This is a genomic window from Pseudomonas schmalbachii, from assembly GCF_017589465.1.
Taxonomy (GTDB): Bacteria; Pseudomonadota; Gammaproteobacteria; order Pseudomonadales; family Pseudomonadaceae; genus Pseudomonas; species Pseudomonas schmalbachii.
Genome location: NZ_JAELYA010000005.1, coordinates 158,052 through 182,377 on the forward strand (window position 1 = coordinate 158,052; position 24,326 = coordinate 182,377).

A 24,326-nucleotide genomic window follows, 5' to 3' on the forward strand; every position below is an offset into this window, starting at 1 on the left:
TTAGGTCGCCCGTTTTTTTGTGCGCGAAAAAAATCTGGATGACAAATAGTTAGGTGGCTAATAATGCGGGCAGATACGGCGCTGCTCGGCCATTCTTGAATCTTCCGGATTTCTTCGAGACGTTGCGTGCGACAATCGCTCAAGGCATTCCTCGCGCCGGACCCGCTGGCGCTCAAGTTCGCGATCAAGACGCTGCTGGCCGGTGGCCTGGCGCTGTGGTGCGCGCTTCGTTTCGATCTCGAACAGCCGCAATGGGCCTTGATGACGGTGTTCATCGTTTCCCAGCCGCTGTCCGGCATGGTGATCGCCAAGGGCATCTTCCGTCTGCTCGGCACCCTGGTCGGGACCGCGATGTCGGTGGTGATGATCGCCTTGTTCGCGCAGACGCCCTGGCTGTTCCTGCTGGTCATTTCGCTGTGGCTGGGACTTTGTACCGCGGCCTCCACCACCCTGCGCAACCATGTTTCCTACGCCTTCGTGCTGGCCGGTTATACCGCGGCGATCATCGGCCTGCCGTCGATCTTCCAGCCGCTCACCGTGTTCGACCAGGCGGTGGCCCGCTGCACGGAAATCTGCCTGGGTATCCTTTGCGCCTCGGTAATCAGCGCGACGCTCTGGCCACGCCGGGTCGAGGCGAATCTCGACAAGCAGGCGCGCGCTACCTGGCTGGCCGGAATGCAGGCGGCGCGCGGCGAGGTCGCCGAAGAGGCGCGCCAGCCGAAGAGCCTGCTGGCCGCGCTGGGCAAGATCGTCGAAGTGGATGTGCAGCGCGATCACGCCTGGTTCGAGGGTTTTCGCGGGAGACAGCGGGCGCGGGCGCTGCGCGTGCTGTCGCGGGATCTGCTCAGCCTGCTGCGTACCGCCAGGGGCGTTGCTCGCCAGCGCAACCTGCTGGACAGCGAGGATCGGCAGCGCCTGCAGCCATGGATTGATGAGCTTCTCGCCTGCTTCGACGGCGAGCCCGATGCGGCGGCCATGGAGGCTGTGCGTGAGCGGCTTGGCGAGGTGGCTCGCGATCCCGATCTGTCGAATGACCTGCGCTACAGCCTGGCACGCTGCAGCGTGCTGCTGCGCAAGGCGGTCGATGCCGAGCGAAGCATGCGTTCGGTGGCCAGCGGAGAGCTGGATGCCAGTGCCCCGGGGAACCTGTCCTGGCATCGCGACTGGCTGATGGCGTTGTTCAGCGGGGCGCGCAGCGCCCTGGCGTTTCTCTGCATGGCGGCATTCTGGATGGCCACCGCCTGGCCTGGTGCGATCAGCGGGATGCTGCTGGCCGCAGTAATCTGCAGCCTGTTCGCCGGCCGCGACAATCCCTCCGCCATCGGTCTTTCCTTCCTGCGCGGCATCCTTTATGCGATCCCTGCCGCAGTGGTTGTCACCCAGTGGCTACTGCCGCAATGGAGCGGTTTCCCGCTGCTTTGCCTGGCCCTCGGCGTGCCGTTGTTCTTCGCCGCGCTGGGAATGGCGACGCCCATTCTGGCCGGGACCACGACGTCCTTCGCGATCCACTTCATCACCCTGGTCGCGCCGCGCAACCAGATGCACTACGACCTCGCCGTGCTGCTCAACTCGGCGCAGGGCGTGCTGATTGGCGTCGGCAGCGCCGTGGTGCTGTTCCGCCTGCTGACATTGTCGCCGAACTGGCTGAACCGTCGGCTGATCGCGGCGACCTGCGTCGATCTCGGCCGGCTGACCCGGCGGCCGCTGGCGCAGGCGGAGAACTGGTTCGGCGGGCGCATGGCCGACCGCCTGATCCGCCTGGCGCGGCACTACACCTTGCTGCCGGAGCAGGGACAGCAGCGCTGGCAGGACGGCCTGCTGGCGCTCGACCTGGGCAATGAGCTGATCCATCTGCGCGCCTGCCTGGGCAACGCGCGTGGCACCCTGCGCAAGGCGCGCGAACGTTTCCTGGGCGAACTCGGCGATATTCTCGAAGCGGGGCCGGGCGCGGGGCGCGAAGGGCGCCTGGAAACACTCTGCCTGTCGCTGGAGGATACGTTGGGCAAGGACAAGTCCGGAGAAAGCGAAGCCAATCGACTGGCCCGGGCGGCGCTGGTGCAATTGCGGCATACCTGGCGCCAGTGGTGCCGGCCGGAGGAAAAGCATGGAGTTGCATGAATGGAGCTGGGGTGGCGTCTACCTGAGCCCGCTGTTCGTCTACGCGCTCATGGCGCTTGGTTTGACGGCGGCGGTGCGCATGCTGATGCAGGTGACCCCGCTGGGACGCTGGATCTGGAACGAGGCGCTGTTCGATTGCGCGCTGTTCCTGCTGATTCTTTGTGCAATCACCTGGAGCCTCGCTGGAGGCGGTTGATAAAGGAGAGTTCTGCATGCGCGGATTCCTTCGCGTAACCCTCACGCTGGTCGTGGTCGCCGCTGCCGTACTGGCCGGGTTCTGGCTGTGGCATTACTACATGCTTTCGCCGTGGACCCGCGACGCCCGGGTGCGTGCCGACGTGGTGGTGATTGCCCCCGACGTGTCCGGCTGGGTTACCGACCTGCGCGTGCAGGACAACCAGCAGATCAAGGCCGGCGACCTGCTGATGAGCATCGACCGCGAGCGCTACCAGGCCAATCTGGAACAGGCCAAGGCTCTGGCCGATACCCGTTATCAGCAGCTCCGCCTGCGCCAGAGCGAGGCTTCGCGGCGCAGCCGCCTGGATACGGCGGCGATCAGCGCCGAAGACAAGGAAGGCGCGCAGCTCAGGGCAGGGATCGCCAACGGCGAATACCAGGAGGCGCTGGCCCAGGTGAAGCTGGCCGAACTCAACCTGCGCCGCAGCGAACTCCGTGCGCCGCGTGACGGCCAGGTGACCAACCTGCGTCTGGCCCAAGGCAACTATGTGCAGACCGGCCAGCCGGTGATGGCCCTGGTCGACCAGAAGTCCTTCTACGTGACCGCCTATTTCGAGGAGACCAAGCTGCCGGGCATCCGCGTCGGCCAGTCGGCGAAGGTGCTGCTGATGAGCGGGGAGACCGAAATCGACGGCAAGGTGGAAAGCATCAGCAGCGGCATCACCGACCGCAATGCGGTGCCGGACAGCCAGTTGCTGGCGAATGTCGAGCCGACGTTCAACTGGGTGCGTCTGGCGCAGCGGATTCCGGTGCGGATCAAGCTGGAGAAGGTGCCCGAAGGCGTGCACCTGAGCGCCGGGATGACGGCCAGCGTCGTCGTGCGGGAGAAGTGAAGGGCGTTGCCCCTCTTCCGTTGCGGAAGAGGGGCAGGAGGCCGGTCAGCCGACGGTGATCGGCGGCAGGGCCGGCAGTTCGATATCCAGTTTCTGCTTCGGCGCCAGTACTTCGGCTTCGCCGTTCACCACTTGCTCGCCGTTCTGGTTGAGCACGCGGGTGGCTACCTTGACGCGGTTCTTCGGCAGTTTTTCCAGCACTTCCAGTTCCACGGTCAGGCTGTCGCCGAGTTTCACCGGGCGGGTGAAGCTCAGGCTCTGGCCGAGGTAGATGGTGCCCGGGCCGGGCAGGGTGGTGGCGATTGCCGCGCTGATCAGTGCGCCGCTGAGCATGCCGTGGGCGATGCGTTCCTTGAACAGGGTGCCGGCGGCGTATTCGGCGTCCAGGTGCACCGGGTTGCGGTCGCCGGAGACTTCGGCGAACAGCTGGATGTCGCGCTCGGTGACATCGCGCTGGAAGGTGGCCTTCTGGCCGACTTCGAGTTCTTCGTAAGTGACGTTCTGAACCTGGGTCATGGGATTTCCTCGTTCGTGTGTCGATGACTGACCTTGTCCAGCCAGCCGATCAGGTTGCGGGTGACCTCGTCGCGATTGGTCTCGTTGAACAGTTCGTGACGGGCGTCGGGATAAATCTGCAGTTGGACGTCGCGTACGCCGGCCCGGGTCAGCGCGTCGGCCAGCTTTCTCAGGCGCTTGCCCTGGCTGACCGGATCGCGTTCGCCGCCGATTATCAGCATTGGCAGGCTGCTTTCGATACGCGCCAGACGACTGACCGGCGTCAGCTCGGCCAGACCGCCGAGCAGGTCCAGCCATAGCTGGTTGCTGCAGCGGAAACCGCAGAGCGGGTCGGCGACGTACTTGTCGACCTCCTGCGGATCGCGGCTCAGCCAGTCGAAGGCCGTGCGGTTGGGGCGGAATGTCTTGTTGAACGAGCCGAAGGACAGAAGCTCTATCAGCGCGCTGCGCCCCAGCGGCCCCTGCCGCCAGCGCTCGAAGCGGGCGATCGGCAGAACGCTGCGGTACAGGGCGACCGGCTGGTAGTTCGACCCGGAGAGTACCGCCCCCTGCACGCTGGCGCTGTGTTCGGCCAGGTAGGCGGTGCCGATGTAGCTGCCCATGCTGTGGCCGAGCAGGACGATGGGCAGGCGCGGATGCTGCTGGCGAATGTGCCGGTTGAGGGTGGCCAGGTCGCCGACCACCTTACCCCAGCCGCCGCTGTCGGCGTAGTGGCCGAGTTCGCCGTTCTCCGCCGTGCGTCCGTGGCCGCGCTGGTCGATGGCGTACAGGTGGTAGCCGGCGGCGTTCAGGGCCTGGCCCAGCCGCTCGTAGCGGCCACCGTGCTCGGCCATGCCATGGGAGAGCATCACCGCGCCTCTGGCGGGCTGTTCCGTGGCCCAGTGGCGGGTGTACAGCGGTGTCTCGTCACTGGCGGGCAGCCAGTAGGCGGCGTGTGGCATCTGCGCAGTCCTTGTGCCGGCAGGGCGAAGGTCGCGGCATTCTAGCAGCGCGTTCCCGTGGCCAGTATCCCGGGTGAATGCGTTGCTGCTGATGCGTAATTCACCACATCTATGACCGGGAGATGGAATTTGCGCCTCGCGGGGGAGCTGCTAAGTTCCCTCGGATGGCCGCGTGCGCGGATCAGACATACTCAGGTAAGAGGATAAGAATAAATGCAGCCTGACTTCTGGAATGACAAACGTCCCGCCGGTGTTCCCAACGAGATCGACCTGAAGACCTACAAGTCGGTGGTCGAGGTCTTCGAGCGCTCCTGCAAGAAATTCGCCGACCGCCCGGCCTTCAGCAATCTGGGCGTGACGCTCAGCTATGCCGAGCTGGATCGTCTTTCCGCCGCCTTCGCCGCCTATCTGCAGCGCAACACCGATCTCAAGCCGGGCGATCGCATCGCCGTGCAGATGCCGAACATCCTGCAATACCCGATCGCCGTGTTCGGCGCGTTGCGGGCCGGGCTGGTGGTGGTCAATACCAACCCGCTGTACACCGCGCGCGAGATGCGCCACCAGTTCAAGGACTCGGGCGCGCGGGCGCTGGTCTACGTCAACCTGTTCGGCAAGCTGGTGCAGGAGGTGCTGCCCGACACCGGCATCGAGTACCTGATCGAGGCGCGCATGGGCGACCTGCTGCCGCCGCTCAAGGGGCTGCTGGTCAACGCCGTGGTCAAGCATGTGAAGAAGATGGTGCCGGACTACAGCCTGCCCGCCGCCGTGCGATTCACCGAAGCCCTGCGCCTGGGGCGGGGCCACGCGCTGCAGCCGGTCAAGGTCGGGCTGGGCGATCTCGCCGTGCTGCAATACACCGGCGGCACCACGGGAGTGGCGAAGGGGGCGATGCTCACCCACGGCAACCTGGTCGCCAACATGCAGCAGGTCAACGCCTGCCTGTCGCAGTTGGCGGCGGACGGCCGGCCGCTGCTGAAGGAAGGCCAGGAAGTGATGATCGCGCCGCTGCCGCTGTACCACATCTATGCCTTCACCGCGAACTGCATGTGCATGATGGTCAACGGCAACCACAACGTACTGATCACCAATCCGCGCGATATCGCCGGCTTCGTCAAGGAGCTGAAGAACTGGCGCTTCTCCGCGCTGCTCGGCCTGAACACGCTGTTCGTCGCGTTGATGGAGCATCCCGAGTTCAAGAACCTGGACTTCTCCAATCTCAAGGTCACCAACTCCGGCGGCACCGCGCTGGTATCCGCGACGGCGGAGCGCTGGAAGGCCATGACCGGCTGTTCGGTGGTGGAAGGCTACGGCCTGACCGAAACCTCGCCAGTGGTCACCGCGAATCCCTATGGCGACCTGGTCCGGCTGGGCTCGGTAGGCATTCCGGTGCCGGGGACTGCGCTGAAGGTGATCGACGCCGATGGTCGCGAGCTCGGTCTCGGCGAGCGTGGGGAGCTGTGCGTGAAAGGTCCGCAGGTGATGAAGGGTTACTGGAATCGTCCGGAAGCCACCGCCGAAACCCTGGATGCCGAGGGCTGGCTGAAGACCGGCGACATCGCCGTCATCGACCCGGATGGTTTCGTCCGTATCGTCGACCGCAAGAAGGACCTGATCATCGTGTCCGGTTTCAACGTCTATCCCAACGAGATCGAGGACGTCGTCATGGCTCACCCGAAGGTGGCCAACTGTGCGGCGGTCGGCGTTCCGGACGAGAAGTCCGGCGAGGCGGTCAAGCTGTTCGTGGTGCCGCGCGAGGGCGGGCTGACGGTCGACGAACTGAAGGCCTACTGCCGGGAAAACTTCACCGGCTACAAGGTGCCCCGGCAGATCGTGCTCAAGGATGCGCTGCCGATGACGCCGGTGGGTAAGATCCTGCGCCGTGAGCTGCGCGAAACCGTCTGAGAGCCTGTTTACGATCTGCTGCGCGTCGGCATAACTGCGTTGAAAACGGGCTCGGGGTGCTCATTTACTGCGTGTAAACTCCGCCCCCTCGCCCGTTTTCGCCTTGTTCTGCTCTAGCTCGCGAGATCGTCAACAGGCTCTGAGGGCTGGCCCGCGGGCTAGCATGGAAATGTGACCGAAGGTGTTGTCTTCGGTCATTTTTTTGACCGGGGAGGGCTGGTTTGGTGCTGGTCGGTACTAGGCAAAGCTGATAATCTCGGCCCGCTTTTCGTTTCCCGCCACGGAAAAAAGCGCTAAAAACACAACAAACAACCGCCCAGAGCGGTGTAGATCAGCTGTTGCTCAGGAGTGGGCTTCCATGACCGAAAATTTCTGGAAGGACAAATATCCGGCCGGTATCGCCGCCGAGATCAATGCTGACCAGTACCCGAATATCCTCGCGGTGCTGAAGGAGTCCTGCCAGCGCTTTGCCAACAAGCCTGCTTTCAGCAACCTCGGCAAGACGCTTACCTACGGCGACATCTACCGGCTTTCCGGTGACTTCGCCGCCTACCTGCAGCAGAACACCGACCTGCAACCCGGCGACCGCATCGCCGTGCAGTTGCCCAACGTGCTGCAGTACCCGGTAGTGGTGTTCGGCGCCATGCGCGCCGGCCTCATCGTGGTCAACACCAACCCGCTGTACACCGCGCGGGAGATGGAGCACCAGTTCAACGACTCCGGCGCCAAGGCGCTGGTGTGCCTGGCCAACATGGCACACCTGGCCGAGGAAGTGCTGCCGAAGACCGGCATCCGCCACGTACTGGTCACCGAAGTGGGCGACATGCTGCCGCCGCTCAAGCGCTTCGTGGTCAACGCGGTGGTCAAGTACGTCAAGAAGATGGTTCCGCCGTTCAGCCTGCCGCAGGCGGTCAAGCTGAACGACGCGCTGGCCAAGGGCCGCGGCAAGATCGTCCGCGAAGCTACGCCGAAGAGCGACGACGTCGCCGTGCTGCAGTACACCGGCGGCACCACCGGCGTGGCCAAGGGCGCGATGCTGACCCACCGCAACCTGATCGCCAACATGCTGCAGTGCAAGGCGCTGATGGGCGCCAACCTCGGCGAAGGCTGCGAGATCCTCATCGCGCCGCTGCCGCTGTACCACATCTACGCCTTCACCTTCCATTGCATGGCGATGATGCTGACCGGCAACCACAACGTCTTGGTCACCAACCCGCGCGACCTGTCGGCGATGGTCAAGGAGCTGGCCGAGTGGAAGTTCAGCGGCTTCGTCGGCCTGAACACCCTGTTCGTCGGCCTGTGCAACAACGAAGGGTTCCGCAAGCTGGACTTCTCCGCGCTGAAGCTGACCCTCTCCGGCGGCATGGCGCTGCAGCAGGCCGCCGCCGAGCGCTGGAAGGAAGTCACCGGCTGCCCGATCAGCGAAGGCTACGGCATGACCGAAACCAGCCCGGTGGTGTCGGTGAACCCGTTCCAGAACATCCAGATCGGCACCATCGGCATCCCGGTACCGTCCACCCTGTGCAAGGTCATCGACGATAACGGCAACGACCTGCCGTTCGGCGAGCGCGGCGAACTGTGCGTCAAGGGCCCGCAGGTGATGAAGGGCTACTGGCAGCGCGAGGACGCCACCGCGGAAATCCTCGACAAGGATGGCTGGCTGAAGACCGGCGACATCGCGATCATCCAGGACGATGGCTACATGCGCATCGTCGACCGCAAGAAGGACATGATCCTGGTGTCCGGCTTCAACGTGTACCCGAACGAACTGGAAGACGTGGCGGCGACCCTGCCGGGCGTGCTGCAGGTCGCGGCCATCGGCATTCCGGACGAGAAATCCGGCGAGTCGATCAAGCTGTTCGTCGTCTCCAAGCCGGGCGTCACCCTCACCAAGGAACAGGTGATGAAGCACATGCACGACAACCTGACCGGCTACAAGCGCCCGAAGGCCGTCGAGTTCCGCGACACCCTGCCGACCACCAACGTCGGCAAGATCCTCCGTCGCGAGCTGCGTGACGAGGAGCTGAAGAAGGTCGCGCAGAAGTAACGTCTGCCGTCTTGAAAAGCCCCGCCCCGGCGGGGCTTTTCATTTGCGGCTGCAAGGCGGGATCGACCGTTCCGCCGCTACCCGCCTACCATATAGGGCATCCTCCAAGCGGCCCTATTGCCATGACTATCCCAACTTCTGACGACATCGCCCGCGCCGAGGCGCTGACCCGTTACCTGCACGAACACATCCCGCTGACCGTGGCGATGGACATCCGCGCCCAGCCGAGCCCGCCCGGTCACCTGCGTCTCAGCGCCCCGCACGCGCCGAACCGCAATCCGCACAACACGGTATTCGGCGGCAGCCTGGCGACCCTGGCCATCGCCGCCGGCTGGACCCTGCTGTTCGACGCCCTGCGCCGCGAGGAGCTGCATGCCGCGCTGGTGATCCAGCATTACGAATGCGACTACCGCGCCCCGGCCGCCGCCGAGTTCGTCGCCGAGGCGGTGCTGCCGGCGGAGTGGCCGGCGTTCGTCGAGCAACTGCGCACGCGCAAGCGCGCCCGCCTGAAACTGCCGGTCAGCCTGACCTGCGAGGGCCGCGAGGTGCTGACCGCCAGCGCGATGTACGCGGCGCGCATGGAAGGCTGATCCGGGCCACGCACCCTGGCCAAATCTGCGACAATCGCCGCCTTTTCGTTTTGCCAGACCTGACGCCCGATGACCGACATCGCCTCCCTGCTGAAGAACCTCGATCACGCCCTGATCCGTGACCGCCACCGCCTGCGCCGCCAGTTCCACGAGTTGCAGAAGCAGGCGCAGCCGGACCAGGCAAAGGTGGCGCAATGGCTGGAGCGCTTCCAGGCCTCCTGCGCCAGGGTCGAGGCGCGGCGCGGCAGCGTGCCGGCGATGCGCTACGACGACAGCCTGCCGATCGCCGCCAAGCGCGACGAGATCAAGGCGGCGCTGGAAAAGCATCAGGTGGTGGTGATCGCCGGCGAAACCGGTTCGGGCAAGACCACCCAGTTGCCGAAGATCTGCCTCGAACTCGGGCGCGGCACCCACGGCATGATCGGCCATACCCAGCCGCGCCGCCTGGCTGCGCGCAGCGTGGCGACGCGGGTCGCCGAGGAAATCGGCACGCCGCTGGGCGCGCTGGTCGGCTATCAGGTGCGCTTCGAGGACCAGAGCGACGAGAACACCCTGATCAAGCTGATGACCGACGGCATCCTGCTCGCCGAGACCCAGCACGACCGCTATCTGGAACGCTACGACACGATCATCGTCGACGAGGCCCACGAGCGCAGCCTGAACATCGACTTCCTCCTCGGCTTCCTCAAGACCCTGCTGCCGCGCCGGCCCGATCTCAAGCTGATCATCACCTCGGCGACCATCGACCTGGAGCGCTTCTCCAGGCACTTCAGCGACGCGCCCATCGTCGAGGTTTCCGGCCGCACCTATCCGGTGGATACCTGGTACCGGCCGTTGGCGGCGGAAGTGGACGAGGACGGCGAGGCGCTGTTCGACGACCTCTCGGTGGACGAGGGCATCCTCCGCGCGCTGGACGAGATCGCCGCCCACGAGCGCGAAATCGGCAAGCGCCCCGGCGACGTGCTGGTGTTCCTCCCCGGCGAGCGCGAGATCCGCGATGCCGCCGACATGCTGCGCAAGGCCAACCTGCGCCATACCGAGGTGCTGCCGCTGTATGCGCGGCTGACCCCGGCGGAGCAGCAGAAAATCTTCCAGCCCATGCCCGGGCGCAAGATCGTGCTCGCCACCAACGTCGCCGAGACCTCGCTGACCGTGCCCGGCATTCGCTACGTGATCGACAGCGGTACGGCGCGGATCAGCCGCTACAGCTACCGCGCCAAGGTCCAGCGCCTGCCCATCGAGGCGGTGTCCCAGGCCAGCGCCAACCAGCGCAAGGGCCGCTGCGGGCGGGTCGAACCGGGCATCTGCGTGCGGCTGTATAGCGAAGAGGATTTCCTCTCGCGGCCGGCGTTCACCGATCCGGAAATCCTCCGCACCAACCTCGCCGCGGTGATCCTGCAGATGCTGCATCTGCGCCTTGGCGATATCGAGGCGTTTCCCTTCATCGAACCGCCGGAAGGCAAGGCGATCAAGGACGGCTTCACCCTGCTGCAGGAACTCTCGGCGGTGAACCGCGAGGGCCAGCTAACTCCGCTGGGCCGCCAACTGGCGCGGCTGCCGATCGATCCGCGTCTGGGCCGCATGCTGCTGGAAGGCGCGCAGCAGGGCAGCCTCGGCGAAGTGCTCACCGTCGCCAGCGCACTGTCCGTGCAGGACCCGCGCGAACGCCCGATCGAGCGCCAGCAGGCCGCCGACCAGGCGCATGCACAGTGGAAGGACCCGGATTCCGACTTCGCCGCGCTGATCAACCTCTGGCGCGGCTTCGAGGAACAGCGCCAGGCGCTGGGTTCCAACGCGCTGCGCAGCTGGTGCCGGAAGAACTTCCTCAATTACTTGCGCCTACGCGAGTGGAGAGATGCGCATCGCCAACTGATGCTGATCTGTCGTGAGCTGAAGCTGTTCTCCGAAGCTCCGAACCGTAGGAGCCAGCTTGCTGGCGATCAGCGCCCCCACCAAGAGCATCGCCAGCAAGCTGGCTCCAACAAAAAGCAGGCCGGTGAGCAGCCGGTGCGCGATATCGACTATGCCGCCGTGCACAAGGCGATCCTCTCCGGCCTGCTCAGCCAGATCGGCCAGAAGGCGGAGGAGGGCGATTACCTCGGCGCGCGGCAGCGGCGTTTCTGGATTCACCCGTCCAGCGTGATCGGTCGCAAGAAGCCGCAATGGATCATGGCCGCCGAGCTGGTCGAGACCACCAAGCTGTTCGCCCGCATGGTCGCGAAGATCGAGCCGGGCTGGCTTGAGCCGCTGGCCGGGCATCTGGTGAAGAAGAACCACCTGGAGCCGCACTGGGAGAAAAAGCGCGGGCAGGTCGTCGCCTACGAACAGGTCACCCTCTATGGCCTGATCATCGTCGGTCGCCGCGCGGTGCATTACGGCCCCATCGATCCGCCGGTCTCGCGTGAGCTGTTCATCCGCGAAGGCTTGGTACGCGGCGAGATCAACAGCCGCGCCAAATGCCTGAGCGCCAATCGCCAGTTGCTGGAGAAACTCGACGAACTGGAAGCCAAGGCACGTCGGCGTGACATCCTCGCCGACGAGGAAACCCTGTTCGCCTACTACGACGCGCGGCTGCCGGCGGATATCTACCAGACCGCCAGCTTCGAGAAGTGGTACGAGCGCGAGCGGACGAAGAATCCCGACCTGCTGATCATGCGCGAGGAAGACGTGCTCGCCCGCGATGCCAGCGAGGTCACCGCCGGCCTTTATCCGGATCGCCTGCAACTGGGCGAGCTGCAGTTGCCGCTGTCCTATCACTTCGAACCCGGCCATCCACGCGATGGTGTGACCCTGCGTGTACCAGCGCCGCTATTGCCGCAACTGCCGCCCGAACGCCTGGAATGGCTGGTGCCCGGCCTGCTGGAAGCCAAGTGCGTGGCGCTGGTGCGCAACCTGCCCAAGGCGATCCGCAAGAACTTCGTGCCGGTGCCGGATTTCGTTCGCGCGGCGCTGGGCAAGATGGTTTTCGCCGAAGGCGCGCTGCCCGAAGCGCTTGGCCGCGAGCTGCAGCGCATGACCGGCAGCCGAGTGCCGGAAGAAGCCTGGACGGAGGCCGTCGGGCAGGTGGAAAGCCATCTGCGCATGAACCTGGAAGTGGTGGATGCGCGCGGCAAATTCCTTGGCGAAGGTCGCGATCTCACCGAGCTGACCGCACGTTTCGCCGAAGCCAGCCAGGCTGCCCTGGCGCTTCCGCAGTCGGACAAGGCGCAGAAGCCGGTGGAAGCCAAGGGCTTCGCCGAAGTGGCGGAAAAGGCTCAGCAGAAGGTCGCGGGGTTGTCGATGACGGTCTATCCGGCGCTGGTGGAGGAGGGTGGTGCGGTCAAGGAACATCGTTTCCCGACTCACGCCGAAGCTGAGTTCCAGCACCGTCGCGCGTTGCAGCGCCTGCTTCTGCAGCAACTCGCCGAGCCGGCCAAGTTCCTGCGCGGCAAGCTGCCGGGGCAGACCGAGATGGGCCTGCTCTACCGCGATCTCGGCCGTGTAGAAGCGCTGGTGGAAGACATCCTGCTGGCGAGCCTCGACAGCTGCATTCTCGAAGGTGAGGCCAGCCTGCCGCGCGACGGCGCCGGGCTCGCCTCGCTGGCGGAGAAGAAACGCGGCGCCTGGGCCGATCACGCCGAACGCCTGGCACGACTGGTGCTGGAAAGCCTGAAGCTGTGGCACGGTCTGCAGAAGCGCTTCAAGGGCAAGGTCGACCTCGCCATGACCGTGCCGCTCAACGATGTGAAGGGACAGTTGGCCAATCTGGTCTACCCCGGCTTCGTCCGCGATACGCCTCTGGAATGGCTGAAGGAATATCCGCGCTATCTCAAGGCCGTGGAACAGCGCCTGGACAAGGTTGGCAGCCAGGTCCAGCGCGACCGCGTGTGGAGCGGCGAGATGGCCGGCTACTGGGAGCAGTACAAGGCGCGTCTGGCCAAGCACGCGCAGGAAGGCAAGCGCGATCCGAACCTGCAGCTGTATCGCTGGATGCTGGAGGAATACCGCGTCTCGCTGTTCGCCCAGCAGCTCGGCACGAAGATGCCGGTGTCGGACAAGCGCCTGAACAAGCAGTGGAGCCAGGTCGAACCGTAGGTTGGCGCTGAGCGCAGCGAAGCCCAACATCTGTCGGAAGTGGCACCGTTGGGCCTCGCAAGCTCAGCGCCAACCTACGTTCTTTCCCCTCACCCCAGCCCTCTCCCGGAGGGAGAGGGGGCCGCACGGAGTTGCCGGCAGGTGTGGAGTTCGCCTGATGCCGATCAGTCCCCTCTCCCTCCGGGAGAGGGTTAGGGTGAGGGAAAGCCCAGGCTCCCAGGCATGGCGCACCCGTAGCCCAAGCAGGTATCGTTCGCCCTTCGATCCCATCGGTAATGGAGAACCCCATGAGCCTGCAAGGCACCTACGATCCGCAGAACATCTTCGCCATGATCATTCGCGGCGAGGCTCCCTGCTACAAGCTGTACGAGGACGACGACGTACTGGCCTTCCTCGACCTGTTCCCGCAGTCTTTCGGCCACACCCTGGTGATCCCGAAGAAGGCGCAGGCGCGCAATCTGCTGGAGATCGATGCGGACAGCCTGTGCAAGATGACGCTCGCCGTGCAGAAACTGACCAAAGTGCTGGTGGACGAACTGCAGCCGGACGGTGTGCAGGTGGCGCAGTTCAACGGTGCGCCGGCCGGGCAGACGGTGTTCCACATCCATATGCACATCATTCCGCGCTTTGCCGGCCAGGGGCTGGGCATCCACGCCGCGCAGAAGGCCGATCCCGCCGAGCTGGAGAAGCTGCAGGCACGGCTGGTGCAGCGCATTCGCGGTTGACGGCTGGGGCGGGTCACGCCCCGGGCGCATTCACTTGATGTCGCCGCAGAAGATGTCGTAGTCGCCATCCGCCGGGCTGGTGCGCAGGACGATGGAGTAGCCGCCGGAGCGCAGGGTAGCGAACGGGGCGGGGACCATCTTGTACAGCGACCAGCCGTCGGCGCGCGAGCGGCGGTGGGTGACTACCGTATCGTTGAGCTCGTAGGCCGGCTTCGCCCCCGGATTCGCGCAGGTTCCCGGATAGATGAAGGTGTACAGCCGCAGCGGGCGGGTGGTCCCCTGTGGCACTCCGCTGACGAACACCGTGATGTAGGTCTTGTCGTCCACCGGGGAAAGGGTTGCCTGGGCGATCCTGCCGGCGTTGCGCTGGGTGGCTTGCAGGTCGATGTTGATCGACTCGCCGCCCCCCGTCGAAGCGCAAGCGTAAAGCGCCGCCAACACCGGCGGCGCCATCAATAGTCTCATCTTCATTGCCGCTCTCCTGCCGTCCGCAGGCCGTACTTCACTATAGGAGCGTGCATCGCACCCGGACGGCGAAGCGACGGTTGGCGCGGGTTTCAGTCGAGGTGGCGGATGTCGAAGCCGATGCGGTTGTCGCTGAGGATGCGGAATCTGCCGGTTTCCCCGGCGGCCACGGTGACGGCCAGTTCGCGCTTCAGGTAGCCCTTGCTGCACAGTCCCTCGCCCTGCTCGTCGATGCCGATTCCCACCACGTGGGTGCCCGGCGGCACGTTGAAGCTGGCTTCCTCGCTGACGGCGATTCGCGCGGCGACCTGGCGGTCGATGGAAAAGCTCACGTAGCAGCCGGCGCCGAGAAAGCCGGAGTCGCGCTCCACCGTCAGTTGCGAGCTACCTGTGGCCGACTCCTGGTAGGCCAGCAGGCGTTTGCCTGGCACCGGCCGGACCTCGTCGCTCGGTATGGAAGCGCAGCCGGCCAGGGCCAGCAGGGGAATGATGGCAAGGATCGATCGCATGAGGCTCTCCATGAATGACTCAGCGAAGGCTAGCCCAGGCGCGCCGTTCTGGCTAAGCCTCCGGCGCCGGCCTGTGCACGGCGATGCCGAGCATGACCAGGGCGATGCCCAGCAGGTCCTGCAGGCTGGGGATCTGCGCCAGCATGAGGGCGGCGATGATGGTCGCGCTCGCTGGCAAGATCGCCAGGCACAGGGCGAAGCTCGCCCGTGGCAGGCGCGACATGGCGAGCTGGTCGGAACTGTAGGGGATCACCGATGAGCAGACGCCCACGCCAATGCCTGCCAGCACCAGCTGCAGCGTGCCGAAGGCTTGCAGCGCCTGGGCGAAGCCGATCGGCATGAGCACCACGAAGGCGATTGCCATCGCCGCGCCCAGGCGTTCGACGCCACCGCTTGCTCCGCCCGCGGCCGCCTTGTGGCCGAGCAGGATGTAGCCGACGAACAGCGCGCCATTCAGCAGCGCCCAGAACAGTCCGAGCGGATCGGTCGACCACTTCACGTCGATCAGGATGAACACCCCAAACAGGGTCACGAGCAGCGCCAGCAGGTTGCGTCCGGTGCGCATGCCGTACAGCGCCACGGCGATGGTGCCGGCGAACTCGATGGCGGCCACCAGGCTCATCGGCAGGCGTTCGAGGGCGAGATAGAAGGCGGTGTTCATCACCGCCAGGCAGGCGCCGAGCCCGAGCAGCAGGAGTCTGGTTTTGCCGTCGGCATTGCGGATCGTCCGCCATGGCCGGGTGAATGGCGCGAACACCAGGGCCGCCGAGGCGATGCGGAACCAGGCGACGCCCAGCACGCCCACCGCGGGGAACAGCAGGACGGCGAACGACGGGCCAAGGTAGTGAAACACCGCGCTGACGCCGAACCAGACGTGCGGCGGGACGGCTTCGGCGGTCTTGTCCAGGGTCTGTTGGGCGTGTGGCATGGCAGCTCCTCCTTTCCGCTTATCTTGAAAGGAGAGGGTGCTGCTTTGAATGCTTCTTCGAAGGTCTAGAGTGATTGTTGCCTGCTGATATGAAGGAGTCCTGCATGAAACGCCTTCGACATGAAAATGGCGGAGTCGACGCCATCGATATGCAGTTGCTGGAGGCCCTGGTCGCCGATGCGCGCACCAGCATCGCCGAGCTTGCCCGGACGGTCGGCCTGTCCGCGCCGAGCGTGGCGGAGCGGGTGCGCAGGCTGGAGGAGGCGGGGGTGATCGAAGGCTATTCGGTGAGGATCAACCCCCGGGCGCTCGGCCTGCCGCTGGCCGCCTGGCTGCGCATCCGGCCGATCCCCGGACAGTTGCACAAGGTGGCGGAAATCCTGCGCGGCCTGGCGGAGATCGTCGAATGCGACCGCATCACCGGCGAGGACTGCTTCATCGCGCGTGCTCACGTGGCTTCGGTCGAGGAGCTGGAGCGGCTGATCGACCAGATCATTCCCTACGCCATGACCAACACCTCGATCATCCAGTCCTCGCCGGTGCAGCGGCGGATGCCGCCGATCAGGTTGCCGGGGCGATGAGAAAAAGGAGGGCGTGAGTTTCATCCCGACATCTTCCGCAGTGTGCTTGAGTAGATGACTGGACAGTCCGTAACCGTTCATCCATGGCGACCTGTCGGTCGCATATCGACCATGAATCCAGTTCAACAAAATTCATGTCTCATTGCTTTATTACGGCGTTTTTTCGCTGCAATTTGCCGCATAATCCGTGGCTGCCTGCGGCAATGGAACGCGCCTGTCCGGCAGCGCCGCCGGGCGGTGGATGCTGCCGCCGGCAACGCGGGCTGCCACACTGCAGCGGCGTTTTCACTGCCCTCAGCGGCAAGAATATTTCCGGCTCCCGCGCCTGGCGGGCGCCCGCAAGCCTGAACCGATTGACTGAGAAGAGGATTGACCGTGCATAAAGTCGTGATCAGCGGAACCGGTCTGTATACCCCGCCATTCAGCATCTCCAACGATGAGCTGGTGGAATCCTTCAATACCTACGTCCGCCAGTACAACGAGCAGCACGCCGAAGCCATCGCCAAGGGCCAGCAGGAAGCGCTGGCCGAATCGAGCACAGCCTTCATCGAGAAGGCTTCCGGCATCAAGAGCCGTTTCGTGGTGGACAAGGCCGGTATCCTCGATCCGCAACGCATGACTCCGCGCATTCCCGAGCGCAGCAACGACGACTGGGGCATCCTCTGCGAGATGGCCGTCGCCGCGGCGAAGGAAGCGCTGCAACGTGCCGGCCGCACCCCGGCGGATATCGACGGCGTGATCGTCGCCTGTTCCAACCTGCAGCGCGCCTACCCGGCGATCGCCATCGAAGTGCAGGCGGCGCTGGGCATCCAGGGCTTCGGCTACGACATGAACGTGGCCTGTTCCTCCGCCACCTTCGGCCTGCAGGCGGCAAGCAACGCCGTGCAGCTCGGCCAGGCCCGCGCGGTGCTGCTGGTCAACCCGGAGATCTGCTCCGGCCACCTGAACTTCCGCGACCGCGACAGCCACTTCATTTTCGGCGACGCGGCCACCGCGGTGATCGTCGAGCGCGCCGACCAGGCGACTTCGAAGCATCAGTTCGAAATCCTCGGCATCAAGCTGCTGACCCAGTTCTCCAACAACATTCGCAACAACTTCGGCTTCCTCAACCGCGCGGCGGAAGAGGGCATCGGCACCCGCGACAAGCTGTTCGTGCAGGAAGGCCGCAAGGTGTTCAAGGAGGTCTGCCCGATGGTGGCCGATCTGATCGGCGAGCACCTGGCGCAGAACGATATCCCGGTGAGCGACGTGAAGCGCTTCTGGCTGCACCAGGCCAACCTCAACATGAACCTGCTGATCGCCCGCAAGCTGCTCGGCCGCGATGCCGAGCCGCAAGAGGCGCCGGTGATCCTCGATACCTACGCCAACACCAGTTCGGCCGGCTCGGTGATCGCCTTCCACAAGCACCAGGACGATCTCGCCAGCGGCGCCATCGGCGTGCTCAGTTCGTTCGGCGCGGGCTACTCGATCGGCAGCGTGATCCTGCGCAAGCTCTGATTCGCCAGCGTTGCCGCAAGCCGCAGTTCCCCTCGGGGGCTGCGGCTTTTTCATGGGCGCTTTCCAGCGTCGCAGGGCGGATGCAACCCGCCATGGCGCCTCCGGGCTGGCGGGTTGCACCCGCCCTACCTGCTTTTGATCGACGCTTTCCGGGGCGTTTGCTTAGCTCATTTCGTGATCAAAAGTTCCCGGGTAATAAAAGTTTTATTTGGTTGAAACCTTTCTGACATAACCCCTCGCCAACATTCCCGGCAGCACAAACGGGCCGCCAGACGGCTGCGCGAGACCTTGGGGGCCGCGCGATAGCCAGGCACTCGGTGTGTCCAAAACCATTGAGGGGAATCTGATGAACCGCAAGCACTTCGCCGGCTTTACCGCCACCGCTCTGGCGCAAGCCGTGCTGGGTACCACCTTCGTCCTGCCGTCCCTGGCGCAGGCTGACTTCTTCAAGGACAGCAAGGCCAGCGTCGAGCTGCGCAACTACTACTACAACCGCGACTTCCGCCAGGCCAGCGACCCGACGCCGAGCCAGGCCAAGCAGGAAGAATGGTCCCAGGGCTTCATTCTCAAGTACGAATCCGGCTTCACCGACGGCTTTGTCGGCGTCGGCGTGGATGCGCTGGCCGGCCTGGGCCTGAAGCTCGACTCCAGCCCCGACCGCAGCGGCACCGGCCTGCTGCAGCGCGACCGCGAGACCGGCCGCGCCCAGGACAGCTTCGGCGACTTCGGCCTCACCGGCAAACTGCGCATCTCCAAGAGCGTGCTGAAGGTCGGCACCCTGGCGCCGAAGCTGCCGGTCATCGTCTCCAACGATTCCCGCACCCTGCCGCAGACCTTCGCCGGCGGTTCGCTGAACTCGCTGGAAATCAGCGGCCTGACCATCGACGCCGGTCACCTGACCCAGGTGAACCAGCGCGACTCCCAGGACTACGAGGACATGACTGTCGCCAGCGGTGGCAAGCGCAACATCCGCTTCACCGGCGGCACCACCTCGGACCAGTTCGACTACGCCGGCCTCGGCTACAAGTGGAACGACAACCTCACCACCAGCTACCACTACGGCAAGCTGGAAGACTTCTACGCGCAGCACTACCTGAACCTGGTCCACACACTGCCGATCGCCGACAAGCAGTCGCTGAAGTCCGACGTGCGTTATGCGCGCTCCACCGACGAAGGCACCAGCAACGTCGACAACAACGCGTTCAACGCCATGTTCACCTACAGCCTCGGCTACCACGCACTCGGCGTTGGCTACCAGAAGATGAGCGGCGACACCGGTTTCGCCTTCATCAACGGCACCGACCCGTTCCTGGTGAACTACATCCAGATCGGCGACTTCGCCAACAAGGACGAGAAGTCCTGGCAGCTTCGTTACGACTACAACTTCGCCGGCCTCGGCATTCCCGGCCTGACCTTCATGACCCGTTACGTCAACGGCGACAACGTCGACCAGCTGACCAATAACCAGGAAGGCAAGGAATGGGAGCGCGACACCGACATCGCCTACGTGTTCCAGGAAGGCCCGCTGAAGAACCTCGGCGTGAAGTGGCGTAACGCGACCATGCGTTCCAACTTCGGCAACGATATCGACGAGAACCGCCTGATCGTCAGCTACACCATGCCGCTCTGGTAATCGTCACTGCGGGATTGCTTCTGGTTCGAGCCTTCATGCCGCCGCCTGATTCAGGTCGGCGGCTTTTTTTCGGTTCTTCGTTCCGCCCTACGACTGGCGTGCTTCGGCTGAGGAAGCGTCTGTAGGAGCGCCCCATGGGCGCGAATCGCGGGCATGGCAGCAATGCCCGCCGTAGGTTGGCGCTGAGCAACGCGAAGCCCAATATCGCCATCGTTGGGCTTCACTGCGTTCAGCACCAACCTACTTCATGTGGCCGTCACCCGTGGACGACCTGCCCGCTGAACACCAGCGTCGCCCGGCAGCGCCGGCAGAAGTAGCGGCGCCCCCTGGCGACCAGGTTGTGGCGCTGGGTGGAGAAGGGGAAGTCGGCGCCTTCCACGCAATGGCAGCGGTAGATGTAGCGGGTGACCTTGCGTCGCCGCACTTCGTAGGTATGGCAGCGATCCGGCGGCAGCTCGTAGATGCCGCGCATGATCAGTTGCCACTCTTCGCCGTGGGGGCGGATGCGCGGGCCGAACATCTGGTGGGCGATCAGGTGGGCGACTTCGTGGGCCACAGTCTGCCGGAGGAAATGCTCGCGGTTCTCGCGGTACAGCTGCGGGTTGAAGCGCAGCAGGTTCTCCTGCAGGTGCGCGACCCCGGCCTTCTGCCCACGCAGCCGGAAGTTCACCTCCGGGCGGGGGAAACGGCATTTGAAGAAGCTTTCCGCCTGCTGGTAGCAGGCTTCGACGCGGGCGTGGAGTTGTTCGGGCATGTAGAGGTCTCCGGCAGCGGCAGATTATGCCGGAGATAGAGCCGCGCTGGCCTTGTCCACTCGTCCGCCGCTGCGGCGCAAAAAAGAAACCGGGCGCATGGCCCGGTTCTTCAAAGGAGAGTGGAACTCAGGTGTATTCCGGCCCGACGCCGCTGCCCCAGAGGATCACCGACAGGGCGATCATCGCCACCAGCACCACCAGGCCCACGGCCAGTACGGAGCTGGAGAACAGGAAGCCTTCATCCTTGGGAATGTTCATGAAGGTCGGGATGCCGACGTAGAGCAGGTACACGGTGTAGCAGATGGCCGCGGTGCCGACGACCATCCCCAGCCACATATGCGGATAGAGTGCCGCGAGGCCGCCGATGAACAGCGGGGTGGCGGTATAGGCGGCGAACACCACGCATTGGGTCATGCTTGGCGAAGCATCGTAGGTGCGCGCCATCCAGTGGATGAACGCGCCCATCACGGCAACGCCGGCGAGCATCGCCAGGTAAGTCATGATGGTTAATTGCAGCGCACTGCCATGTGTCAACTTGACTGGACCTCCGCTGCCGAGAACCCAGCCGACCTGAGTGGTACCGATATAAGCGCAAATGACCGGAATAGCAGCAAGAATCAGGACGTGGGTCAGGTACATGTGACTGATGCTTTCCTCTTCGCCACGTATTTCCTGCCATTCCTGATCGGGATGGGTGAAGAGCCCCCACACATGATGGATCATCTCAGCAACCTCCTCGTTCTTATACAGGCCGCCCCCCAGCGAAGCGCCGGGGACGCGTAGCCAGCGTCACCCGGTGCTCGGCCGACCTATGCGACCTTATGACGCAGTATAGGGGCGGCCAGAGCCCGCGTCGTCCGCGGGATTAGAGCGAATCGGAGTTTCACGGACGGTTGTAATAGCGCTGCAGAATTTCCATCGCCTTGTTGATGGATTGCAGGCGCGTGGTGCTGCCGCCGCGGTCGGGATGGTGCTGGCTGACCAACTGGCGATAGCGCAGCTTGATCAGCGCATAGTCCAGCGGGCCGTCCTCCAGCTCGAACAGCGCCAGCGCGGCGGCCTTCTCCTCGTTGCCCTGCATGCGCGTCCAGAAGCTTTCCAGCAGCTTCTCCACGTCCCGTTCGCTGGTCTCGCGCAGATGGCGTTCATCCAGATAGTAGTCGCGCAGCGAATCCTGCTCGCCCAGCGCCTGGACGCCCGCCTGGTAGGGGGAGAGGCGGATGCGCAGCGGGCCGATCTCCAGGTGCGCGCTGCCCTCGGCCCAGAGACGGTCGCGCAATCGATACAAGGCGTTGAACACCAGGAAATGGGTGCGGAAAAGCACCAATTTATCGCTCAGCGAAAGGTGCGGAATATGCGTGGAATGACGTGCTTTCAGCTGCTGGATCAACTGGTATTCGGACAGGCCATCCGGCGCTTCGCACAGCAGCACATGCAACTGCTCGGCGAGGTCGCGGTGGTGATCGAGATCTGGAGTCATGTCCTGAGCCTAGCATTCCGTCGTCGACGGGGGCTGGGGTGCGCGCGCCTTTGTGCGTAAAATAGCCAGCTTTTCGTCTTTCCCCCGGATTCCAGAGCACCATGGGCACCCTTTCGGTCAACCAGAACAAACTGCAGAAACGCCTGCGCCGCCAGGCTGGCGAGGCCATCGCCGACTTCAACATGATCGAGGATGGCGACAAGGTCATGGTCTGCCTGTCCGGCGGGAAGGACAGCTACACCATGCTGGACATCCTGCTGTATCTGCAGAAGGTGGCGCCGATCAGCTTCGAGATCGTCGCGGTGAACATGGACCAGAAGCAGCCGGGCTTCCCCGAGCACGTGTTGCCGCAGTACCTGGAATCCATCGGCGTGCAGTACCACATCATCGAGAAGGACACCTACTCGGTGGTGAAGGAGAAGATCCCGGAAGGCAAGACCACCTGCTCGCTGTGCTCGCGCCTGCGCCGCGGCACGCTGTACACCTACGCCGACGAGATCGGCGCGACCAAGATGGCGCTCGGTCACCATCGCGACGACATCCTGGAAACCTTCTTCCTTAATATGTTCTACGGCGGCACCCTCAAGGCCATGCCGCCGAAGCTGCTCTCCGACGACGGCCGCAACGTGGTGATCCGCCCGCTGGCCTACTGCAGCGAGAAGGACATCGAGGCCTATTCGGTGCTCAAGGAATTCCCGATCATCCCGTGCAACCTTTGCGGCTCGCAGGAAAACCTGCAGCGCCAGGTGGTCAAGGAGATGCTCCAGGAGTGGGAGCGCAAGTCGCCCGGCCGCACCGAGATCATGTTCCGCGCCCTGCAGAACGTGGTGCCGTCGCAGCTCGCCGACCGCAACCTGTTCGACTTCGCCAGCCTGCGCGTCGACGACAGCGCCACGCCGCGTTTCCTCGACGTGATGAGCCTCTGACTCCGGTGTCTTCGTAGGATGGGTTGAGCTTGCGATACCCATCGCCGCCTTCAAGGAACGAACCATGCGCGACTACCAATGGCTCCACGAATACTGCCTGAACCGTTTCGGCTCGGTGGGGGCGCTGGAAGCGCGTCTGCCTCAGCCAAAGAGCGCCGACGAACTGCTGGCGGTCAGTGATGATCGCTATCTGTCCCTGCTCAGCCTGCGCATCTTCCGCGCCGGCCTCAAGCACAGCCTGGTGGACGCCAAGTGGCCGGCGTTCGAGGAAGTGTTCTTCGGTTTCGATCCGGAAAAGGTCGTGCTGATGGGCGGCGAACGGCTGGAGAACCTGATGCAGGACACCCGGCTGATCCGCCACCTGGGCAAGCTCAAGAGCGTGCCGCGCAACGCCCAGATGGTTCTCGACTTCGCCCGCGAGTACGGCAGCTTCGGCAAGCTGCTGGCGGACTGGCCTGTGACCGATATCGTCGGCCTGTGGAAACTGCTGGCCAAGCGCGGCAACCAGATGGGCGGGCTGTCCGCGCCGCGCTTCCTGCGCATGGCCGGCAAGGACACATTCATCCCCACCGACGACATGGTCGCCGCGCTGAAGGCACAGGAAATCATCGACAAGGCGCCGACCAGCCAGAAGGACCTTGCCGCCGTGCAGGCAGCCTTCAATCAATGGCACGCAGAAAGCGGTCGACCGCTGTGCCAGCTTTCGGTGATGCTGGCGCATACGGTCAATCACTGAAGCGGAGGCGACCATGGATTCGGCGATCGAGTGCACTGCGGCAGCGCTGCAAAAGGCCGAGCGAATCCTGGTGATCACTGGCGCCGGCCTTTCCGCCGATTCCGGCATGCCGACCTACCGTGGCCTGGGCGGGCTGTACAACGGCCTGACGGAAGAAGGGCTGCCGATCGAGTCGGCGTTGTCCGGGCCGATGCTGCAGCGCAATCCCGGGCTGTGCTGGAAATATCTCGCCCAGCTGGGCAAGGCCTGCCTGGGCGCCGCGCCGAATGCGGGACACGAGGCGATCGCCGAACTGCAGCGGCGCAAGCCGGAATGCTGGGTGCTGACGCAGAACATCGATGGCTTCCATCGCCGGGCCGGTTCGCCGCCCGAGCGCCTGATCGAGATCCACGGCGTGCTCGCGCCGCTGTACTGCCAGTCCTGCGGTATGGAGAGTCCGGAGCTGGAGGAGCATCTGCAGCGCCCGTTGCCGCCGTGTTGCGCGGCTTGCGGCGGGGTGCTGCGTCCGCCGGTGGTGCTGTTTGAGGAAATGCTGCCGGAAGAGGCGATCGATGCGCTCTATGCCCAGGTGCGCAAGGGGTTCGATGCGGTCCTGCTGGTCGGAACGACCGCCAGTTTCCCCTACATCATCGAGCCCGTGCTGCGCGCCAGGGCCGGTGGCGGCTTCACCGCCGAGGTGAATCCGGGCGCTACCGATCTCAGCAATATCGTCGATGCGCGCATGCAGGGAAGCGCCTTGGATGTTTTGCCGCACCTCCTGAGTCACATTTCCCGATAAAAAACTTGCATTGGGTCCATCGAGCCGGCAAATTAGCGCGCTAACGGAAACTAAT

Annotated in this window: 22 protein-coding genes; 14 read left to right on the forward strand and 8 right to left on the reverse strand. The window is 64.5% G+C overall.

Annotated features, from left to right (window positions below; translation table 11 throughout):
- The first annotated feature begins 126 nt into the window (after positions 1 to 126).
- From JFY56_RS14320 to JFY56_RS14330, 3 genes are read left to right on the forward strand one after another with little or no spacing between them, the layout of a single operon-like run.
- A complete protein-coding gene (locus JFY56_RS14320) occupies positions 127 to 2,118 on the forward strand; it encodes an FUSC family protein (RefSeq protein WP_208314513.1) in 1,992 nt (663 codons plus the stop codon).
- Positions 2,105 to 2,314: a DUF1656 domain-containing protein gene (locus JFY56_RS14325; RefSeq protein WP_208314514.1), complete on the forward strand. Its 210-nt coding sequence runs from the start codon at positions 2,105 to 2,107 to the stop codon at positions 2,312 to 2,314. The genes JFY56_RS14320 and JFY56_RS14325 overlap by 14 nt, the downstream gene beginning before the upstream one ends.
- Positions 2,315 to 2,330: 16 nt before the next feature.
- Positions 2,331 to 3,188 (forward strand): efflux RND transporter periplasmic adaptor subunit, encoded by an 858-nt coding sequence (locus tag JFY56_RS14330; RefSeq protein ID WP_208314515.1) that lies wholly within the window; start codon positions 2,331 to 2,333, stop codon positions 3,186 to 3,188.
- 45 nt (positions 3,189 to 3,233) lie between these two features.
- Here JFY56_RS14330 and JFY56_RS14335 read toward each other — a convergent pair whose 3' ends face one another.
- The gene (locus JFY56_RS14335; protein WP_208314516.1) at positions 3,234 to 3,704 is read right to left on the reverse strand and encodes a MaoC family dehydratase; all 471 of its coding nucleotides are present in this window, start codon (positions 3,702 to 3,704) and stop codon (positions 3,234 to 3,236) included.
- A complete protein-coding gene (locus tag JFY56_RS14340; RefSeq protein ID WP_208314517.1) occupies positions 3,701 to 4,645 on the reverse strand; it encodes an alpha/beta hydrolase in 945 nt (314 codons plus the stop codon). Before JFY56_RS14340 ends, JFY56_RS14335 begins: the two co-directional genes overlap by 4 nt.
- Positions 4,646 to 4,858: 213 nt before the next feature.
- On the opposite strand from JFY56_RS14340, the gene fadD2 reads away from it, so the two are divergent.
- The 5 genes from fadD2 to JFY56_RS14365 all read left to right on the forward strand — a co-directional run bounded on the left by fadD2 (position 4,859) and on the right by JFY56_RS14365 (position 13,983).
- The gene (gene fadD2 / locus JFY56_RS14345) at positions 4,859 to 6,547 is read left to right on the forward strand and encodes a long-chain-fatty-acid--CoA ligase FadD2 (RefSeq protein ID WP_208314518.1); all 1,689 of its coding nucleotides are present in this window, start codon (positions 4,859 to 4,861) and stop codon (positions 6,545 to 6,547) included.
- A gap of 358 nt (positions 6,548 to 6,905) precedes the next feature.
- A complete protein-coding gene (gene fadD1 / locus JFY56_RS14350; RefSeq protein ID WP_208314519.1) occupies positions 6,906 to 8,594 on the forward strand; it encodes a long-chain-fatty-acid--CoA ligase FadD1 in 1,689 nt (562 codons plus the stop codon).
- 122 nt (positions 8,595 to 8,716) lie between these two features.
- Positions 8,717 to 9,184, forward strand: a complete 468-nt coding sequence (locus tag JFY56_RS14355; RefSeq protein WP_208314520.1) for a YiiD C-terminal domain-containing protein — start codon at positions 8,717 to 8,719, stop codon at positions 9,182 to 9,184.
- 69 nt (positions 9,185 to 9,253) lie between these two features.
- Positions 9,254 to 13,258 carry an ATP-dependent RNA helicase HrpA gene (hrpA, locus tag JFY56_RS14360; protein ID WP_208314521.1) on the forward strand — a complete coding sequence of 1,335 codons (4,005 nt, stop codon included), beginning with the start codon at positions 9,254 to 9,256 and terminating at the stop codon, positions 13,256 to 13,258.
- Between the two features lie 287 nt (positions 13,259 to 13,545).
- Positions 13,546 to 13,983 carry an HIT family protein gene (locus JFY56_RS14365; protein WP_208314522.1) on the forward strand — a complete coding sequence of 146 codons (438 nt, stop codon included), beginning with the start codon at positions 13,546 to 13,548 and terminating at the stop codon, positions 13,981 to 13,983.
- A 30-nt stretch (positions 13,984 to 14,013) separates the two neighbouring features.
- On the opposite strand, the gene JFY56_RS14370 is transcribed toward JFY56_RS14365, so the two are convergent.
- The 3 genes from JFY56_RS14370 to JFY56_RS14380 form a co-directional block, all read right to left on the reverse strand.
- Positions 14,014 to 14,454, reverse strand: coding sequence for a hypothetical protein (locus JFY56_RS14370; RefSeq protein WP_208314523.1), 441 nt, complete (start codon positions 14,452 to 14,454; stop codon positions 14,014 to 14,016).
- Positions 14,455 to 14,540: 86 nt separating this feature from the next.
- Entirely contained in the window at positions 14,541 to 14,957 is a 417-nt protein-coding gene (locus JFY56_RS14375; RefSeq protein ID WP_208314524.1) for a 3-isopropylmalate dehydratase, read from the reverse strand.
- A gap of 52 nt (positions 14,958 to 15,009) precedes the next feature.
- Positions 15,010 to 15,885: an EamA family transporter gene (locus JFY56_RS14380; protein WP_208314525.1), complete on the reverse strand. Its 876-nt coding sequence runs from the start codon at positions 15,883 to 15,885 to the stop codon at positions 15,010 to 15,012.
- A gap of 104 nt (positions 15,886 to 15,989) precedes the next feature.
- Between JFY56_RS14380 and JFY56_RS14385 the strand changes: the two genes are divergently transcribed.
- The 3 genes from JFY56_RS14385 to JFY56_RS14395 all read left to right on the forward strand — a co-directional run bounded on the left by JFY56_RS14385 (position 15,990) and on the right by JFY56_RS14395 (position 19,596).
- Positions 15,990 to 16,466: an Lrp/AsnC family transcriptional regulator gene (locus tag JFY56_RS14385; RefSeq protein WP_208314526.1), complete on the forward strand. Its 477-nt coding sequence runs from the start codon at positions 15,990 to 15,992 to the stop codon at positions 16,464 to 16,466.
- Between the two features lie 375 nt (positions 16,467 to 16,841).
- The gene (locus JFY56_RS14390) at positions 16,842 to 17,963 is read left to right on the forward strand and encodes a beta-ketoacyl-ACP synthase III (RefSeq protein WP_208314527.1); all 1,122 of its coding nucleotides are present in this window, start codon (positions 16,842 to 16,844) and stop codon (positions 17,961 to 17,963) included.
- A gap of 346 nt (positions 17,964 to 18,309) precedes the next feature.
- Positions 18,310 to 19,596: an OprD family porin gene (locus JFY56_RS14395; protein WP_208314528.1), complete on the forward strand. Its 1,287-nt coding sequence runs from the start codon at positions 18,310 to 18,312 to the stop codon at positions 19,594 to 19,596.
- Between the two features lie 256 nt (positions 19,597 to 19,852).
- Here the strand turns inward: JFY56_RS14395 and JFY56_RS14400 are convergent, their stop codons facing one another.
- The 3 genes from JFY56_RS14400 to JFY56_RS14410 all read right to left on the reverse strand — a co-directional run bounded on the left by JFY56_RS14400 (position 19,853) and on the right by JFY56_RS14410 (position 21,831).
- Positions 19,853 to 20,350: a SprT family zinc-dependent metalloprotease gene (locus JFY56_RS14400; protein ID WP_208314529.1), complete on the reverse strand. Its 498-nt coding sequence runs from the start codon at positions 20,348 to 20,350 to the stop codon at positions 19,853 to 19,855.
- A 127-nt stretch (positions 20,351 to 20,477) separates the two neighbouring features.
- Positions 20,478 to 21,074 (reverse strand): Yip1 family protein, encoded by a 597-nt coding sequence (locus JFY56_RS14405; RefSeq protein WP_208314530.1) that lies wholly within the window; start codon positions 21,072 to 21,074, stop codon positions 20,478 to 20,480.
- Positions 21,075 to 21,234: 160 nt separating this feature from the next.
- Positions 21,235 to 21,831 carry a DNA-J related domain-containing protein gene (locus tag JFY56_RS14410; RefSeq protein ID WP_208314531.1) on the reverse strand — a complete coding sequence of 199 codons (597 nt, stop codon included), beginning with the start codon at positions 21,829 to 21,831 and terminating at the stop codon, positions 21,235 to 21,237.
- Positions 21,832 to 21,932: 101 nt separating this feature from the next.
- On the opposite strand from JFY56_RS14410, the gene ttcA reads away from it, so the two are divergent.
- From ttcA to JFY56_RS14425, 3 genes are all read left to right on the forward strand, one after another.
- Positions 21,933 to 22,757, forward strand: coding sequence for a tRNA 2-thiocytidine(32) synthetase TtcA (gene ttcA, locus JFY56_RS14415; protein ID WP_208314532.1), 825 nt, complete (start codon positions 21,933 to 21,935; stop codon positions 22,755 to 22,757).
- Between the two features lie 64 nt (positions 22,758 to 22,821).
- Positions 22,822 to 23,493, forward strand: a complete 672-nt coding sequence (locus JFY56_RS14420) for a DNA-3-methyladenine glycosylase I (protein ID WP_208314533.1) — start codon at positions 22,822 to 22,824, stop codon at positions 23,491 to 23,493.
- 13 nt (positions 23,494 to 23,506) lie between these two features.
- On the forward strand, positions 23,507 to 24,271 hold the full coding sequence (locus JFY56_RS14425; RefSeq protein ID WP_208314534.1) for an NAD-dependent deacylase: 765 nt from the start codon (positions 23,507 to 23,509) through the stop codon (positions 24,269 to 24,271).
- Positions 24,272 to 24,326: the final 55 nt, after the last annotated feature.

Bases quoted from the DNA above. Each gene is read 5' to 3' on its own strand.
- JFY56_RS14325 (WP_208314514.1), top strand. From the start codon at position 2,105: ATGGAGTTGCATGAATGGAGCTGGGGTGGCGTCTACCTGAGCCCGCTG.
- JFY56_RS14330 (WP_208314515.1), top strand. From the start codon at position 2,331: ATGCGCGGATTCCTTCGCGTAACCCTCACGCTGGTCGTGGTCGCCGCT.
- JFY56_RS14335 (WP_208314516.1), bottom strand. From the start codon at position 3,704: ATGACCCAGGTTCAGAACGTCACTTACGAAGAACTCGAAGTCGGCCAG.
- JFY56_RS14340 (WP_208314517.1), bottom strand. From the start codon at position 4,645: ATGCCACACGCCGCCTACTGGCTGCCCGCCAGTGACGAGACACCGCTG.
- fadD2 (WP_208314518.1), top strand. From the start codon at position 4,859: ATGCAGCCTGACTTCTGGAATGACAAACGTCCCGCCGGTGTTCCCAAC.
- fadD1 (WP_208314519.1), top strand. From the start codon at position 6,906: ATGACCGAAAATTTCTGGAAGGACAAATATCCGGCCGGTATCGCCGCC.
- JFY56_RS14355 (WP_208314520.1), top strand. From the start codon at position 8,717: ATGACTATCCCAACTTCTGACGACATCGCCCGCGCCGAGGCGCTGACC.
- hrpA (WP_208314521.1), top strand. From the start codon at position 9,254: ATGACCGACATCGCCTCCCTGCTGAAGAACCTCGATCACGCCCTGATC.
- JFY56_RS14365 (WP_208314522.1), top strand. From the start codon at position 13,546: ATGAGCCTGCAAGGCACCTACGATCCGCAGAACATCTTCGCCATGATC.
- JFY56_RS14370 (WP_208314523.1), bottom strand. From the start codon at position 14,454: ATGAAGATGAGACTATTGATGGCGCCGCCGGTGTTGGCGGCGCTTTAC.
- JFY56_RS14375 (WP_208314524.1), bottom strand. From the start codon at position 14,957: ATGCGATCGATCCTTGCCATCATTCCCCTGCTGGCCCTGGCCGGCTGC.
- JFY56_RS14380 (WP_208314525.1), bottom strand. From the start codon at position 15,885: ATGCCACACGCCCAACAGACCCTGGACAAGACCGCCGAAGCCGTCCCG.
- JFY56_RS14385 (WP_208314526.1), top strand. From the start codon at position 15,990: ATGAAACGCCTTCGACATGAAAATGGCGGAGTCGACGCCATCGATATG.
- JFY56_RS14395 (WP_208314528.1), top strand. From the start codon at position 18,310: ATGAACCGCAAGCACTTCGCCGGCTTTACCGCCACCGCTCTGGCGCAA.
- JFY56_RS14400 (WP_208314529.1), bottom strand. From the start codon at position 20,350: ATGCCCGAACAACTCCACGCCCGCGTCGAAGCCTGCTACCAGCAGGCG.
- JFY56_RS14405 (WP_208314530.1), bottom strand. From the start codon at position 21,074: ATGATCCATCATGTGTGGGGGCTCTTCACCCATCCCGATCAGGAATGG.
- JFY56_RS14410 (WP_208314531.1), bottom strand. From the start codon at position 21,831: ATGACTCCAGATCTCGATCACCACCGCGACCTCGCCGAGCAGTTGCAT.
- ttcA (WP_208314532.1), top strand. From the start codon at position 21,933: ATGGGCACCCTTTCGGTCAACCAGAACAAACTGCAGAAACGCCTGCGC.
- JFY56_RS14420 (WP_208314533.1), top strand. From the start codon at position 22,822: ATGCGCGACTACCAATGGCTCCACGAATACTGCCTGAACCGTTTCGGC.
- JFY56_RS14425 (WP_208314534.1), top strand. From the start codon at position 23,507: ATGGATTCGGCGATCGAGTGCACTGCGGCAGCGCTGCAAAAGGCCGAG.